The 16,146-nt window shown below is 54.2% G+C and carries 13 protein-coding genes and 1 pseudogene; 9 read left to right on the top strand and 5 right to left on the bottom strand.

Features of this window, described 5'->3' with window-relative positions:
- Nucleotides 1-219: 219 nt before the first annotated feature.
- Complete coding sequence (locus tag KXD89_RS18820; protein WP_001088415.1) at nt 220-1,083, bottom strand: YjjW family glycine radical enzyme activase; 864 nt, start codon at nt 1,081-1,083, stop codon at nt 220-222.
- Nucleotides 1,055-2,605 (bottom strand): YjjI family glycine radical enzyme, encoded by a 1,551-nt coding sequence (locus KXD89_RS18815; RefSeq protein WP_001143253.1) that lies wholly within the window; start codon nt 2,603-2,605, stop codon nt 1,055-1,057. The genes KXD89_RS18820 and KXD89_RS18815 overlap by 29 nt, the downstream gene beginning before the upstream one ends.
- A 257-nt stretch (nt 2,606-2,862) precedes the next feature.
- Between KXD89_RS18815 and deoC the strand changes: the two genes are divergently transcribed.
- The 5 genes from deoC to yjjJ all read left to right on the top strand — a co-directional run bounded on the left by deoC (nt 2,863) and on the right by yjjJ (nt 8,640).
- Entirely contained in the window at nt 2,863-3,642 is a 780-nt protein-coding gene (deoC, locus tag KXD89_RS18810) for a deoxyribose-phosphate aldolase (RefSeq protein WP_001298497.1), read from the top strand.
- A 126-nt stretch (nt 3,643-3,768) separates the two neighbouring features.
- On the top strand, nt 3,769-5,091 hold the full coding sequence (deoA, locus tag KXD89_RS18805; RefSeq protein ID WP_000477807.1) for a thymidine phosphorylase: 1,323 nt from the start codon (nt 3,769-3,771) through the stop codon (nt 5,089-5,091).
- Between the two features lie 51 nt (nt 5,092-5,142).
- Nucleotides 5,143-6,366 (top strand): phosphopentomutase, encoded by a 1,224-nt coding sequence (gene deoB / locus KXD89_RS18800; protein ID WP_000816471.1) that lies wholly within the window; start codon nt 5,143-5,145, stop codon nt 6,364-6,366.
- 56 nt (nt 6,367-6,422) lie between these two features.
- Entirely contained in the window at nt 6,423-7,142 is a 720-nt protein-coding gene (gene deoD / locus KXD89_RS18795) for a purine-nucleoside phosphorylase (protein ID WP_000224877.1), read from the top strand.
- 166 nt (nt 7,143-7,308) lie between these two features.
- Nucleotides 7,309-8,640, top strand: coding sequence for a type II toxin-antitoxin system HipA family toxin YjjJ (yjjJ, locus tag KXD89_RS18790; RefSeq protein WP_001293115.1), 1,332 nt, complete (start codon nt 7,309-7,311; stop codon nt 8,638-8,640).
- Here yjjJ and lplA read toward each other — a convergent pair whose 3' ends face one another.
- The gene (lplA, locus tag KXD89_RS18785) at nt 8,641-9,657 is read right to left on the bottom strand and encodes a lipoate--protein ligase LplA (protein WP_000105884.1); all 1,017 of its coding nucleotides are present in this window, start codon (nt 9,655-9,657) and stop codon (nt 8,641-8,643) included. It abuts the gene before it with no gap.
- 27 nt (nt 9,658-9,684) lie between these two features.
- Complete coding sequence (locus tag KXD89_RS18780; RefSeq protein ID WP_000124615.1) at nt 9,685-10,329, bottom strand: YtjB family periplasmic protein; 645 nt, start codon at nt 10,327-10,329, stop codon at nt 9,685-9,687.
- A 105-nt stretch (nt 10,330-10,434) separates the two neighbouring features.
- On the opposite strand from KXD89_RS18780, the gene serB reads away from it, so the two are divergent.
- From serB to nadS, 4 genes and pseudogenes are all read left to right on the top strand, one after another.
- Nucleotides 10,435-11,403 (top strand): phosphoserine phosphatase, encoded by a 969-nt coding sequence (gene serB, locus KXD89_RS18775; RefSeq protein WP_001132955.1) that lies wholly within the window; start codon nt 10,435-10,437, stop codon nt 11,401-11,403.
- Between the two features lie 48 nt (nt 11,404-11,451).
- The gene (gene radA, locus KXD89_RS18770) at nt 11,452-12,834 is read left to right on the top strand and encodes a DNA repair protein RadA (protein ID WP_001029687.1); all 1,383 of its coding nucleotides are present in this window, start codon (nt 11,452-11,454) and stop codon (nt 12,832-12,834) included.
- A gap of 20 nt (nt 12,835-12,854) precedes the next feature.
- On the top strand, nt 12,855-14,087 hold the full coding sequence (gene nadR / locus KXD89_RS18765) for a multifunctional transcriptional regulator/nicotinamide-nucleotide adenylyltransferase/ribosylnicotinamide kinase NadR (protein WP_000093814.1): 1,233 nt from the start codon (nt 12,855-12,857) through the stop codon (nt 14,085-14,087).
- A gap of 33 nt (nt 14,088-14,120) precedes the next feature.
- Nucleotides 14,121-14,234: pseudogene (nadS, locus tag KXD89_RS18760) on the top strand (NadS family protein); the annotation flags it as partial.
- A 160-nt stretch (nt 14,235-14,394) separates the two neighbouring features.
- Here the strand turns inward: nadS and ettA are convergent.
- Nucleotides 14,395-16,062, bottom strand: a complete 1,668-nt coding sequence (ettA, locus tag KXD89_RS18755; RefSeq protein ID WP_000046749.1) for an energy-dependent translational throttle protein EttA — start codon at nt 16,060-16,062, stop codon at nt 14,395-14,397.
- Between the last annotated feature and the right edge of the window lie 84 nt (nt 16,063-16,146).

Raw genomic sequence — 16,146 nt, 5'->3', positions numbered from 1 at the left:
AGGCCGGATAAGGCGTTCACGCCGCATCCGGCAGTCGGCGCATAATGCCTGATGCGACGCTTGTCGCGTCTTATCATGCCTACAGGTTTGTGCCGAACCGTAGGCCGGATAAGGCGTTCGCGCCGCATCCGGCAGTTGGCGCACAATGCCTGATGCGACGCTTGACGCGTCTTATCAGGCCTACAAGTCTGTGCCGAACCGTAGGCCGTATCCGGCATGTCACAAATAGAGCGCCGGAAATATCAACCGGCTCACCCCGCGCACCTTTAACGCATCAGCCAACGGCTCAACGTCTTCCGGCGTGGCGCTCGCCCAGCTTTGCGCCTCGCCATACACGCCGTGGGCATGAAACGCGTTCAGGCGTACCGGAACATCGCCGAGTCCCTTGATAAACGCCGCCAGTTCTTCGATGTGTTGCAAATAATCCACCTGGCCAGGGATCACCAGCAAACGCAGTTCCGCCAGCTTGCCGCGCTCTGCCAGCAAATAGATGCTGCGCTTAATCTGCTGATTATCGCGTCCGGTGAGTTGTTGATGACATTCGCTCCCCCACGCTTTGAGATCGAGCATTGCGCCGTCGCACACCGGGAGCAATTTTTCCCAGCCGGTTTCGCTCAACATGCCGTTACTGTCCACCAGACAGGTGAGATGGCGCAGTTGCGGATCGTTTTTGATAGCAGTAAACAGCGCCACCACAAACGGCAGCTGGGTCGTGGCTTCACCGCCACTCACCGTTATCCCTTCGATAAACAGCACTGCTTTGCGGACATGGCTAAGCACTTCGTCCACGCTCATGGATTGCGCCATGGGCGTGGCATGTTGCGGACACCTCTTCAGGCAGGTATCACACTGCTCGCAAACCACAGCGTTCCACACCACTTTGCCGTCAACAATCTGCAACGCCTGATGCGGACACTGTGGCACGCACTCCCCACAGTCATTGCAACGTCCCATCGTCCACGGATTGTGACAGTTTTTGCAGCGCAGATTGCAGCCCTGCAAAAACAGAGCCAGACGACTGCCTGGCCCGTCAACGCAGGAGAAGGGGATAATCTTACTGACTAAAGCGCATCTGCTGTTCATGGCTTATCACGCGCGGCTGGCGTTCCAGAATACGAGTGTTGCGTGCGGCTTCTTCGCCCAGCCAGGTGGTGTTGGTGCGTGAACCTTCGGCGCGATATTTTTCTAAATCCGACAAACGCACCATATAACCGGTAACGCGAACCAGATCGTTACCGCTGACATTGGCGGTAAATTCACGCATTCCGGCTTTAAAGGCACCGAGGCAAAGCTGTACCAGTGCCTGCGGGTTACGTTTGATGGTTTCGTCGAGCGTCAGAATGTCGCTGATGCCGGAATAATAATAAGCATGATGCGGGGCGACAGTTTGCAGATGGGTGATCGGATCTGGCTCATCGCCATACGGCAAACGCGCGCCCGGCGTGGTGCCGATATCGGAACTGATCCCCGACTGTGCGTGTAACATGGCGCGTTTTTGCCAGCCATATTTCACGGGGGTATTGGCGACAAACTCCGCCAGTTGCGCGCTGATGCGATAACCTACTTCATTTGCGGCGGCTTCTTTACCGTAGCGCGCGGCAATCCCTTCTTTTTCACACAGCAAGTTAACCGCTTCCGCCAGCCCATACATGCCAAACATTGGCACAAAACGTTCAGGGTTAATCAGCCCTTCTTTCACCAGGAAGCTATTCTCAAAGAAGTGTGATTGTTGATAGAGGAATTCACACCGCGCATCGATGATGGCGATCTGCTGCTGGCAGTAGTGCGGTAGAGTGCGCGTAAAGAAGTCATCCAGCGATTCGCTGCGCTCGGCAATGGCTTTCAGGTTAAGGCGTACCAGCGTGCTGCCACCACCCGCCAGCGGCAGTGAGTTGTAACAGCTCACAATCCCGTAGCCCCCTTTTGTGAAAATTTTATCATGCACCGGACCGTTGGCGATGTGCGGTTTGCTACATTCACAGATGTTCTTCGCCACTTCCAGCAGCAGGTCATCAGGGGTGATTTCAGGATCGTAGATAAAGGTCAGGTTCGGTGAAACCTGCTTCAACTCTGCATCTGCACGTAAGATCGCGCGGGTAATGGGCGAATCAGACGGGCCGATATTGGCGTGCATAAAGGCGTCTGGCAGGGTTCTGTCGAGGTAACGCCAGAAACGTTTTATTCGAACATCGATCTCGTCTTGTGTTAGAATTCTAACATACGGTTGCAACAACGCATCCAGTTGCCCCAGGTAGACCGGCATCGATGTGACCGACGGTACGTGGTGGTAAAGAATGGTCAGCAGAGAGAGTGCGTCATCAAGATCTTTCGCGCCTTCCAGCTCCAGCCATTCGGAACCGTTCGCCAGAAAACGGGCGTAATCGGGTAAGACATAGCGCGGTTTGTACGGCGCATGACCTTCAAACATATCGCAGATTACACCTTCATCCAGCGCGCGGCGGGCTTCGGCAGGAAGCTGTGGGTAAGGCAGATTGTTTTCTGCTTCCAGTGCCAGAAAATGGCGCTTCTGCTCCGGGCTAAGCACTGGGCTGGTGACAATTTGCTGGCAACGTTGTTGCAGTGCATTTTCATGAGAAGTGGGCATCTTCTTTTCCTTTTATGCCGAAGGTGATGCGCCATTGTAAGAAGTTTCGTGATGTTCACTTTGATCCTGATGCGTTTGCCACCACTGACGCATTCATTTGAAAGTGAATTATTTGAACCAGATCGCATTACAGTGATGCAAACTTGTAAGTAGATTTCCTTAATTGTGATGTGTATCGAAGTGTGTTGCGGAGTAGATGTTAGAATACTAACAAACTCGCAAGGTGAATTTTATTGGCGACAAGCCAGGAGAATGAAATGACTGATCTGAAAGCAAGCAGCCTGCGTGCACTGAAATTGATGGACCTGACCACCCTGAATGACGACGACACCGACGAGAAAGTGATCGCCCTGTGTCATCAGGCCAAAACTCCGGTCGGCAATACCGCCGCTATCTGTATCTATCCTCGCTTTATCCCGATTGCTCGCAAAACTCTGAAAGAGCAGGGCACCCCGGAAATCCGTATCGCTACGGTAACCAACTTCCCACACGGTAACGACGACATCGACATCGCGCTGGCAGAAACCCGTGCGGCAATCGCCTACGGTGCTGATGAAGTTGACGTTGTGTTCCCGTACCGCGCGCTGATGGCGGGTAACGAGCAGGTTGGTTTTGACCTGGTGAAAGCCTGTAAAGAGGCTTGCGCGGCAGCGAATGTACTGCTGAAAGTGATCATCGAAACCGGCGAACTGAAAGACGAAGCGCTGATCCGTAAAGCGTCTGAAATCTCCATCAAAGCGGGTGCGGACTTCATCAAAACCTCTACCGGTAAAGTGGCTGTGAACGCGACGCCGGAAAGCGCGCGCATCATGATGGAAGTGATCCGTGATATGGGCGTAGAAAAAACCGTTGGTTTCAAACCGGCGGGCGGCGTGCGTACTGCGGAAGATGCGCAGAAATATCTCGCCATTGCAGATGAACTGTTCGGTGCTGACTGGGCAGATGCGCGTCACTACCGCTTTGGCGCTTCCAGCCTGCTGGCAAGCCTGCTGAAAGCGCTGGGTCACGGCGACGGTAAGAGCGCCAGCAGCTACTAAGTAAGATGCTTTACGCCTGATGCGCTGCGCTTATCAGGCCTACGAGACGTATCTACCCGTAGGCCGGATAAGGCGTAGACGCATCCGGCAAAAGCCGCCTCATACTCTTTTCCTCGGGAGGTTACCTTGTTTCTCGCACAAGAAATTATTCGTAAAAAACGTGATGGTCATGCGCTGAGCGATGAAGAAATTCGTTTCTTTATCAACGGTATTCGCGACAACACTATCTCCGAAGGGCAGATTGCCGCCCTCGCGATGACCATTTTCTTCCACGATATGACAATGCCTGAGCGTGTCTCGCTGACCATGGCGATGCGAGATTCAGGAACCGTTCTCGACTGGAAAAGCCTGCATCTGAATGGCCCGATTGTTGATAAACACTCCACCGGTGGCGTCGGCGATGTGACTTCGCTGATGTTGGGGCCGATGGTCGCAGCCTGCGGCGGCTATATTCCGATGATCTCTGGTCGCGGCCTCGGTCATACTGGCGGTACGCTCGACAAACTGGAATCCATCCCTGGCTTCGACATTTTCCCGGATGACAACCGTTTCCGCGAAATTATTAAAGACGTCGGCGTGGCGATTATCGGTCAGACCAGTTCACTGGCTCCGGCTGATAAACGTTTCTACGCGACCCGTGATATTACCGCAACCGTGGACTCCATCCCGCTGATCACCGCCTCTATTCTGGCGAAGAAACTTGCGGAAGGTCTGGACGCGCTGGTGATGGACGTGAAAGTGGGTAGCGGCGCGTTTATGCCGACCTACGAACTCTCTGAAGCCCTTGCCGAAGCGATTGTTGGCGTGGCTAACGGCGCTGGCGTGCGCACCACCGCGCTGCTCACCGACATGAATCAGGTACTGGCCTCCAGTGCAGGTAACGCGGTTGAAGTTCGTGAAGCGGTGCAGTTCCTGACGGGTGAATATCGTAACCCGCGTCTGTTTGATGTCACGATGGCGCTGTGCGTGGAGATGCTGATCTCCGGCAAACTGGCGAAAGATGACGCCGAAGCGCGCGCGAAATTGCAGGCGGTGCTGGACAACGGTAAAGCGGCAGAAGTCTTTGGTCGTATGGTAGCGGCACAAAAAGGCCCGACCGACTTCGTTGAGAACTACGCGAAGTATCTGCCGACAGCGATGCTGACGAAAGCAGTCTATGCTGATACCGAAGGTTTTGTCAGTGAAATGGATACCCGCGCGCTGGGGATGGCAGTGGTTGCAATGGGCGGCGGACGCCGTCAGGCATCTGACACCATCGATTACAGCGTCGGCTTTACTGATATGGCGCGTCTGGGCGACCAGGTAGACGGTCAGCGTCCGCTGGCGGTTATCCACGCGAAAGACGAAAACAACTGGCAGGAAGCGGCGAAAGCGGTGAAAGCGGCAATTAAACTTGCCGATAAAGCACCGGAAAGCACACCAACTGTCTATCGCCGTATCAGCGAATAACGGTATACTGATCTGATCATTTAAATTTGAAGCACTGAGTACGGAGAACATATGAAACGTGCATTTATTATGGTGCTGGACTCATTCGGCATCGGCGCTACAGAAGATGCAGAACGCTTTGGTGACGTCGGGGCTGACACCCTGGGTCATATCGCAGAAGCTTGTGCCAAAGGCGAAGCTGATAACGGTCGTAAAGGCCCGCTCAATCTGCCAAATCTGACCCGTCTGGGGCTGGCGAAAGCACACGAAGGTTCTACCGGTTTCATTCCGGCGGGAATGGACGGCAACGCTGAAGTTATCGGCGCGTACGCATGGGCGCACGAAATGTCATCCGGTAAAGATACCCCGTCTGGTCACTGGGAAATTGCCGGTGTCCCGGTTCTGTTTGAGTGGGGATATTTCTCCGATCACGAAAACAGCTTCCCGCAAGAGCTGCTGGATAAACTGGTCGAACGCGCTAATCTGCCGGGTTACCTCGGTAACTGCCACTCTTCCGGTACGGTCATTCTGGATCAACTGGGCGAAGAGCACATGAAAACCGGCAAGCCGATTTTCTATACCTCCGCTGACTCCGTGTTCCAGATTGCCTGCCATGAAGAAACTTTCGGTCTGGATAAACTCTACGAACTGTGCGAAATCGCCCGTGAAGAGCTGACCAACGGCGGCTACAATATCGGTCGTGTTATCGCTCGTCCGTTTATCGGCGACAAAGCCGGTAACTTCCAGCGTACCGGTAACCGTCACGACCTGGCTGTTGAGCCGCCAGCACCGACCGTGCTGCAGAAACTGGTTGATGAAAAACACGGCCAGGTGGTTTCTGTCGGTAAAATTGCGGACATCTACGCCAACTGCGGTATCACCAAAAAAGTGAAAGCGACTGGCCTGGACGCGCTGTTTGACGCCACCATCAAAGAGATGAAAGAAGCGGGTGATAACACCATCGTCTTCACCAACTTCGTTGACTTCGACTCTTCCTGGGGCCACCGTCGCGACGTCGCCGGTTATGCCGCGGGTCTGGAACTGTTCGACCGCCGTCTGCCGGAGCTGATGTCTCTGCTGCGCGATGACGACATCCTGATCCTCACCGCTGACCACGGTTGCGATCCGACCTGGACCGGTACTGACCACACGCGTGAACACATTCCGGTACTGGTATATGGCCCGAAAGTAAAACCGGGCTCACTGGGTCATCGTGAAACCTTCGCGGATATCGGCCAGACTCTGGCAAAATATTTTGGTACTTCTGATATGGAATATGGCAAAGCCATGTTCTGATGGATTTGGGCGGAGCGTTGACTCCGCCTTTGTTATGTCACAAAAAGGATAAAACAATGGCTACCCCACACATTAATGCAGAAATGGGCGATTTCGCTGACGTAGTTTTGATGCCAGGCGACCCGCTGCGTGCGAAGTATATTGCTGAAACTTTCCTTGAAGATGCCCGTGAAGTGAACAACGTTCGCGGTATGCTGGGCTTCACCGGTACTTACAAAGGCCGCAAAATTTCCGTAATGGGTCACGGTATGGGTATCCCGTCCTGCTCCATCTACACCAAAGAACTGATCACCGATTTCGGCGTGAAGAAAATTATCCGCGTGGGTTCCTGTGGCGCAGTTCTGCCGCACGTAAAACTGCGCGACGTCGTTATCGGTATGGGTGCCTGCACCGATTCCAAAGTTAACCGCATCCGTTTTAAAGACCATGACTTTGCCGCTATCGCTGACTTCGACATGGTGCGTAACGCAGTAGATGCAGCTAAAGCACTGGGTATTGATGCTCGCGTGGGTAACCTGTTCTCCGCTGACCTGTTCTACTCTCCGGACGGCGAAATGTTCGACGTGATGGAAAAATACGGCATTCTCGGCGTGGAAATGGAAGCGGCTGGTATCTACGGCGTCGCTGCAGAATTTGGCGCGAAAGCCCTGACCATCTGCACCGTATCTGACCACATCCGCACTCACGAGCAGACCACTGCCGCTGAGCGTCAGACTACCTTCAACGACATGATCAAAATCGCACTGGAATCCGTTCTGCTGGGCGATAAAGAGTAATTGTGTTTCGCTGCAAGGCGATTGCCTTGTGAAGCCGGAGCGGGAGACTGCTCCGGCTTTTTAGTATCTATTCATTTTTCTCTCCAGCTTGAATATTTTCGCTATACTTTTCAGTGAAATGTGTTAATAAATCTATTCAAGTATCTATTCACGAATCTATTCATTAATGAGCGAGCTGACTGATCTTTTACTGCAAGGGCCGCGTTCTGCCCCGGAATTGCGCCAGCGTCTGGCAATCAGTCAGGCGACGTTCTCACGCCTTGTTGCCAGAGAAGATCGGGTGATTCGCTTTGGTAAAGCACGGGCAACGCGATATGCACTGCTGCGTCCTTATCGCGGAATTGAGCGTATTCCCGTCTGGCGGGTGGACGATACCGGAAAGGCGCATAAATTCGCCGACATCCGGTTGTGCTGGCCGCAGGGAAGTTGTCTGGTAACAGGCGCAGATGGCGACGAACAGTGGTTTGATGGTTTGCCCTGGTATTTGACCGATCTCCGACCGCAGGGCTTTTTAGGGCGCGCGTGGGGCAGGAAGTTAGCCGCGCAACTGAATCTGACTGATGATATACGTCTCTGGCAGGAAGAAGATGTGCTCTACGCCCTGACCGTATTTAACGGTGAATATACTGGCGGTTGGTTGGTCGGGGAGGGGAATTATCAGCGATGGATTACTGCACAACACCCTGCGGAAATTCCTCTGGATCAAAAACTCACCCATTACGAACAGCTGGCAAGTGATGCACTGGCAGGAGAAATTGTGGGTTCTTCTGCGGGCGGCGAGCAGCCAAAATTTACCTACTATGCACAAACGCCGTCAGGCAATAAACATGTGTTGGTGAAATTCACCGTACCACAGCAAACCGCGGTCAGCCAACGTTGGGGTGACCTGCTAATTGCTGAATCTATTGCCGCGCAAATCCTGCGTGACGGTGGGATCCACGCCATCGAGTCAACGGTGCTTGTAACAAGTAACAGGCAGGTATTCCTCGAAGCGGAACGCTTTGACTGCAAAGGTAACGATGGTCGCTTGCCTATTGTGTCGCTGGAGGCGGTGCAGAGTGAGTTTATCTCTTCTCCGGGATCGTGGCCGCAGGCAATGCGCCGTTTGTGTGAGCAACAACTTGTCACTCACCAGAGCGTGGCGCAAACAGAAGTGATCTGGGCATTTGGGCGACTTATCGCCAACAGCGATATGCACGCAGGTAATTTATCGTTTTATTTATCTGAACCGCCATTTGCGCTGACGCCCGTCTACGACATGCTGCCGATGGTCTATGCACCAAACAGCGCTGGAATGCTGCGTGATGCTGCCATTGAGGTGAAGTTTGATCTTAACGTCAGTAAAAGCGCTTGGTTAACGGCGATCCCGCTGGCGCAGCAGTTCTGGCAAACGGTCGCCAGAGATCCGCGTATCAGCGAGGCGTTTCGCCACATTGCGCAAGAAATGCCGGAAAAAATCCGGCAAATCGAAGAGAAAGTTGCCCGCATGGGCGGGTAACTACCTTACAGCCCCCGCCATCCATGCCGATAACTCCCGTAGCTCTTTTTCCTGTTCCGGGAAGTCAACCAACAGCGCTTCGCACTCCTGTTGCAGCATATCTGCGCGGTACAGGCAGCCTTGCAGTCGTCCGGCGAGGGCTTCCAGCGGCGCGGGGTTGAGGCTGTCGGTAAACACCTGGGCGCGGGTGATATGGCCTTTTTCAACGTCGAAATGCAGTTCCACGCCGCCCCAGGTAAAGCGTTCATCCAGCAGATGCGAGAATGCCGGAGCCTGACCGAAGTTCCATTCCCAGCTACTCTGGCGGGCAAAGGTTTCGGCGAAGTTTGGCAAGTCTGGCGTTTTGTTCGGGGAGATGATTTCCGCTTCCACGCGCTCGCCATAATGGGCGAAAAAGGCCTCGGTTATGGCCTCGCAAACCTGCTCATGGGTGATCCCCGGCAACAGCTCGGTGAGGTTGGTCACGCGGGAACGTACCGACGTAATGCCTTTCGCCGCCAGTTTCTTTTTATCCGGATTGAGATAGTTTGCCAGGCGGCTGAGGTCGGCATTGAGTAGCAAGGTGCCGTGGTGGAAGCCGCGATCTTTGGTTTCGCGATAGGCCGAGCCTGAGACTTTGCGGTCGCCTTCGACGGTTTTCACCACCAGATCGTTACGTCCGGACGCTTCGGCGCTGACGCCGAGCGCGTTCAGCGCATTGAGCACAATCGACGTGGAGATAGTTTTATCGTACTCCGGCTTGCCAGCCATAAAGGTAAAGCAGGTATTGCCGAGATCGTGGAACACCGCGCCGCCACCGCTACTGCGCCGCGCCAGGCGGACGTTATCTTCTTCCATCCGCCGGGTATTACACTCTTTCCACGGGTTCTGCGCGCGACCAATTACTACCGTGTCGGCATTGCGCCAGAGAAACAGAACGCGCTGCGTGGCGGGCATTTGGCGAAAAATACACTCTTCCACCGCCAGGTTAAACCACGGGTCGTAAGAGTCAGAGATGAGCAGGCGTAATGTGGACATAACGATTTCCTTTCTTGTAGTAATGGGTCACTCTTTTTTCTCGCTTTCTTCCTCTTCCGGCACCGGTTTGCTGGCGGTTAACAGGAAGGGCGATTGCTGCCAGCGGGTGCGTTTACCCTGTAGCAGCGTGCGGGTCAGCACTACACCGATTGCCAGTGAGAGCAGCAACATCAGGCGTAAAATGTTAGTGGTGTTATCCACCTGTTGGGCTTCGGTGGCGAGCGTATGGGTGTCGAGTGTCAGGCGCAGATAGCCGAGCGGTCCGTTTTTACCCGCAATTGGCTCGACAATCTGCTGGTTAAAATAGCCGCCTGCTTTTTTACCGTCGAGCGCCAGCCGGTCGCGCACTTCGACGCTTTCGCCAGAACGTGCGATAAGATCGCCTTGTTCGTCATACACACCCGCGTCGAGGATACGGCTTTCATCCGTTAACTGATCGAGGATCGCCTGAATGCGTTTTTCATCCGGTGAGTCGGTACGCATCAGCGGTGCAACGTTCAGCGTCACCTGACGCGCCAGGGTGCGGGCCAGTTCTTCCAGCTGTGGATTACGCTGTCGCTGGTGGTTTTGACTAAACCATGACGCTCCCTGCATCAGCGCCACTAACAAGGCAAGACAGAACAGGACAATCACTGCCCGATGCAGCCGGAATTTCAGTTTTGTGCGAGCCATCTTCCACCCTTTGAAAATTTGAGACTTAATGTTGCCAGAAGCAATGGATACAAGGTAGCCTCATGCGTTATTTTCCCTGCTTCGAACGATTTTACAGGAGCCTTAATGCCTAACATTACCTGGTGCGACCTGCCTGAAGATGTCTCTTTATGGCCGGGTCTGCCTCTTTCATTAAGTGGTGATGAAGTGATGCCACTGGATTACCACGCAGGTCGTAGCGGCTGGCTGCTGTATGGTCGTGGGCTGGATAAACAACGTCTGACCCAATACCAGAGCAAACTGGGTGCGGCGATGGTGATTGTTGCCGCCTGGTGCGTGGAAGATTATCAGGTGATTCGTCTGGCAGGTTCACTCACCGCACGGGCTACACGCCTGGCCCACGAAGCGCAGCTGGATGTCGCCCCGCTGGGGAAAATCCCGCACCTGCGCACGCCGGGTTTGCTGGTGATGGATATGGACTCCACCGCCATCCAGATTGAATGTATTGATGAAATTGCCAAACTGGCCGGAACGGGCGAGATGGTGGCGGAAGTAACCGAACGGGCGATGCGCGGCGAACTCGATTTTACCGCCAGCCTGCGCAGCCGTGTGGCGACGCTGAAAGGCGCTGACGCCAATATTCTGCAACAGGTGCGTGAAAATCTGCCGCTGATGCCAGGCTTAACGCAACTGGTGCTCAAGCTGGAAACGCTGGGCTGGAAAGTGGCGATTGCCTCCGGCGGCTTTACTTTCTTTGCTGAATACCTGCGCGACAAGCTGCGCCTGACCGCCGTGGTAGCCAATGAACTGGAGATCATGGACGGTAAATTTACCGGCAATGTGATCGGCGACATCGTAGACGCGCAGTACAAAGCGAAAACTCTGACTCGCCTCGCGCAGGAGTATGAAATCCCGCTGGCGCAGACCGTGGCGATTGGCGATGGAGCCAATGACCTGCCGATGATCAAAGCGGCAGGGCTGGGGATTGCCTACCATGCCAAGCCAAAAGTGAATGAAAAGGCGGAAGTCACCATCCGTCACGCTGACCTGATGGGGGTATTCTGCATCCTCTCAGGCAGCCTGAATCAGAAGTAATTGCTCGCCCGCCATCCTGCGGGCGGCACAGCATTAACGAGGTACACCGTGGCAAAAGCTCCAAAACGCGCCTTTGTTTGTAATGAATGCGGGGCCGATTATCCGCGCTGGCAGGGGCAGTGCAGTGCCTGTCATGCCTGGAACACCATCACCGAGGTGCGTCTTGCTGCGTCGCCAATGGTGGCGCGTAACGAGCGTCTCAGCGGCTATGCCGGTAGCGCCGGGGTGGCAAAAGTCCAGAAACTCTCCGATATCAGCCTTGAAGAGCTGCCGCGTTTTTCCACCGGATTTAAAGAGTTCGACCGCGTACTAGGCGGCGGCGTGGTGCCAGGAAGTGCCATTCTGATTGGCGGTAACCCTGGTGCGGGGAAATCCACGCTGCTACTGCAAACGCTGTGCAAACTGGCCCAGCAGATGAAAACGCTGTATGTCACCGGCGAAGAGTCGCTGCAACAGGTGGCAATGCGCGCTCATCGCCTTGGCCTGCCGACTGACAATCTCAATATGTTGTCGGAAACCAGCATCGAACAGATCTGCCTGATTGCCGAAGAAGAGCAACCGAAGCTGATGGTAATTGACTCGATCCAGGTGATGCATATGGCGGATGTACAGTCATCGCCTGGTAGCGTGGCGCAGGTGCGTGAAACGGCGGCTTATTTGACACGCTTCGCCAAAACGCGCGGTGTGGCGATTGTCATGGTGGGGCACGTAACCAAAGATGGTTCGCTGGCTGGCCCGAAAGTGCTGGAACACTGTATCGACTGTTCGGTGCTTTTGGATGGCGATGCCGACTCCCGTTTTCGCACCTTGCGCAGCCATAAAAACCGCTTCGGCGCGGTGAATGAGCTGGGCGTCTTCGCGATGACCGAACAGGGGCTGCGTGAAGTCAGCAACCCTTCGGCAATTTTCTTAAGTCGCGGCGATGAAGTGACCTCCGGTAGCTCAGTGATGGTGGTATGGGAAGGAACGCGTCCACTGCTGGTGGAGATTCAGGCGCTGGTCGATCACTCGATGATGGCGAACCCACGCCGCGTGGCAGTGGGGCTGGAACAAAACCGTCTGGCAATCCTGCTGGCTGTGTTGCACCGTCACGGTGGTCTGCAAATGGCCGATCAGGATGTGTTTGTGAACGTGGTCGGCGGCGTGAAGGTAACCGAAACCAGTGCCGACTTAGCGTTACTGCTGGCGATGGTTTCCAGCCTGCGCGACAGACCGCTGCCGCAGGATCTGGTGGTGTTTGGTGAAGTCGGGCTGGCAGGGGAGATCCGCCCGGTGCCCAGCGGTCAGGAACGAATCTCTGAAGCGGCGAAACACGGTTTTCGCCGGGCGATTGTTCCGGCGGCTAACGTGCCGAAAAAAGCGCCGGAAGGGATGCAGATTTTTGGCGTTAAAAAACTCTCCGACGCGCTTAGCGTGTTCGACGACTTATAATGAGATATACGGAGGGAGATATGTCGTCATTTGATTACCTGAAAACTGCCATCAAGCAACAGGGCTGCACGCTACAGCAGGTAGCTGATGCCAGCGGTATGACCAAAGGGTATTTAAGCCAGTTACTGAATGCCAAAATCAAAAGCCCCAGCGCGCAAAAGCTGGAGGCGTTGCACCGTTTTTTGGGGCTTGAGTTTCCCCGGCAGAAGAAAACGATCGGTGTCGTATTCGGTAAGTTCTACCCACTGCATACCGGACATATCTACCTTATCCAGCGCGCCTGTAGCCAGGTTGACGAGCTGCATATCATTATGGGTTTTGACGATACCCGTGACCGCGCGTTGTTCGAAGACAGTGCCATGTCGCAGCAGCCGACCGTGCCGGATCGTCTGCGTTGGTTATTGCAAACTTTTAAATATCAGAAAAATATTCGCATTCATGCTTTCAACGAAGAGGGCATGGAGCCGTATCCGCACGGCTGGGATGTGTGGAGCAACGGCATCAAAAAGTTTATGGCTGAAAAAGGGATCCAGCCGGATCTGATCTACACCTCGGAAGAAGCCGATGCGCCACAGTATATGGAACATCTGGGGATCGAGACGGTGCTGGTCGATCCGAAACGTACCTTTATGAGTATCAGCGGTGCGCAGATCCGCGAAAACCCGTTCCGCTACTGGGAATATATTCCTACCGAAGTGAAGCCGTTTTTTGTGCGTACCGTGGCGATCCTTGGCGGCGAGTCGAGCGGTAAATCCACCCTGGTAAACAAACTTGCCAATATCTTCAACACCACCAGTGCGTGGGAATATGGCCGCGATTATGTCTTTTCACACCTCGGCGGTGATGAGATCGCATTGCAGTATTCTGACTACGATAAAATCGCGCTGGGCCACGCTCAATACATTGATTTTGCGGTGAAATATGCCAATAAAGTGGCATTTATCGATACCGATTTTGTCACCACTCAGGCGTTCTGCAAAAAGTACGAAGGGCGGGAACATCCGTTCGTGCAGGCGCTGATTGATGAATACCGTTTCGATCTGGTGATCCTGCTGGAGAACAACACGCCGTGGGTGGCGGATGGTTTACGCAGCCTCGGCAGTTCGGTGGATCGCAAAGAGTTCCAGAACTTGCTGGTGGAGATGCTCGAAGAGAACAATATCGAATTTGTGCGGGTTGAAGAGGAAGATTACGACAGTCGTTTCCTGCGCTGCGTGGAACTGGTGCGGGAGATGATGGGGGAGCAGAGATAACCGTGATGAAACTGCTCAAAGGCGAGGTATAAAATGAGTTTTTTTGATGAGTTGAAAACCTCTCTGGAAGAGGCTGTCGAGATTAAACAAGGTTTGAAAAAACCTGCACGGGTGACCCGCCACGAAATTGAGGATGCTAAGGCTGTTGTAGACCGGAAACGGTGTTCACGCCGCATCCGGCATTCGGTGCTCAATGCCTGATGCGACGCTTACCGCGTCTTATCAGGCCTACAGTTTTACAACGTATTGAAATTGCTGGTTTTGTAGGCCGGATAAGGCGTTCGCGCCGCATCCGGCATTTTACGCATTACTTCGCAATACGCTTGTACTTGATACGCTTCGGCTCCAGCGCGTCTGCGCCCAGCGTGCGTTTCTTGTACTCTTCGTACTCGGTAAAGTTACCTTCGAAGAACTCAACTTTACCTTCATCCTGGTAATCCAGAATGTGCGTGGCGATACGGTCGAGGAACCAACGGTCGTGCGAGATAACCATCGCACAGCCCGGGAACTCCAGCAGGGCGTTTTCCAGCGCGCGCAGGGTTTCGATATCCAGGTCGTTGGTTGGTTCGTCGAGCAGCAGCATGTTGCCGCCAACCTGCAGCAGCTTCGCCAGATGCAGACGACCGCGCTCACCACCGGAGAGTTCACCAACGCGTTTACCCTGATCAACCCCTTTAAAGTTAAAGCGGCCAACGTAGGCGCGGCTTGGCATCTCGGTGTTGCCGATCTTCATGATATCCAGCCCGCCGGAAACTTCTTCCCAAACGGTTTTGCTGTTATCCATTGAGTCACGGAACTGATCAACCGACGCCAGTTTCACCGTTTCACCCAAAGTGATGGTGCCGCTGTCCGGCTGTTCCTGACCAGAGATCATACGGAACAGGGTCGATTTACCCGCACCGTTCGGACCGATGATCCCGACGATCGCTCCTTTCGGGATCGAGAAGCTCAGGTCATCAATCAGCAGACGATCGCCATAGGATTTACGCAGGTTGCTGACTTCCAGCACTTTATCGCCCAGACGCGGTCCAGGTGGAATAAACAGTTCGTTGGTTTCGTTACGTTTCTGATATTCGGTGCTGTTCAGTTCTTCAAAGCGCGCCAGACGTGCTTTACCTTTCGACTGACGGCCTTTAGTACCTTGACGTACCCATTCCAGCTCTTTCTCAATCGACTTACGACGCGCCGCTTCTTGTGAAGCTTCCTGCGCCAGGCGCTGATCTTTCTGCTCCAGCCAGGAGGAGTAGTTACCTTCCCACGGAATACCTTCACCGCGGTCAAGTTCGAGGATCCAGCCTGCAACGTTATCGAGGAAGTAACGGTCGTGGGTAATCGCCACAACGGTGCCTTCGAAGTCGTGCAGGAAGCGTTCCAGCCAGGCCACGGATTCGGCATCCAGGTGGTTGGTCGGTTCGTCGAGCAGCAGCATGTCTGGTTTTTCCAGCAGCAGGCGGCACAACGCTACGCGACGACGTTCACCACCGGAGAGGTTAGCGATTTTCGCGTCCCAGTCCGGCAGACGTAGCGCATCCGCCGCACGCTCCAGCTGTACGTTCAGATTATGACCGTCGTGAGCCTGAATGATCTCTTCCAGACGGCCTTGTTCAGCGGCCAGCTTGTCAAAATCGGCATCCGGATCGGCGTACAGCGCATACACTTCATCCAGGCGTTTCAGGGCGTTAACCACTTCTGAAACCGCTTCTTCAATGGACTCACGCACGGTGTGTTCCGGGTTCAGCTGCGGTTCCTGCGGCAGATAACCAATCTTGATGTCTGGCTGCGGACGCGCTTCACCTTCGATGTCTTTATCAATGCCCGCCATAATGCGCAGCAGGGTGGACTTACCCGCGCCATTCAGACCCAGGACACCAATTTTTGCCCCAGGGAAGAAACTCAGAGAGATGTTTTTCAAAATATGACGTTTCGGCGGAACAACTTTGCCGACACGATGCATGGTATAAACGAATTGAGCCACGTTGGACTTCGCCTCTATGTTTATCGTGATAATGAGTTTTCAAAGGCGAAGTGTAGCCTTTTTCCCCGCCTAATCCCAGCCGGT

The organism is Escherichia sp. TC-EC600-tetX4 (genome assembly GCF_019356055.1).
Lineage (GTDB): Bacteria > Pseudomonadota > Gammaproteobacteria > Enterobacterales > Enterobacteriaceae.
Note: the sequence above shows the minus strand (reverse complement) of the source record. Positions and strands in the feature narration are given on the sequence as shown.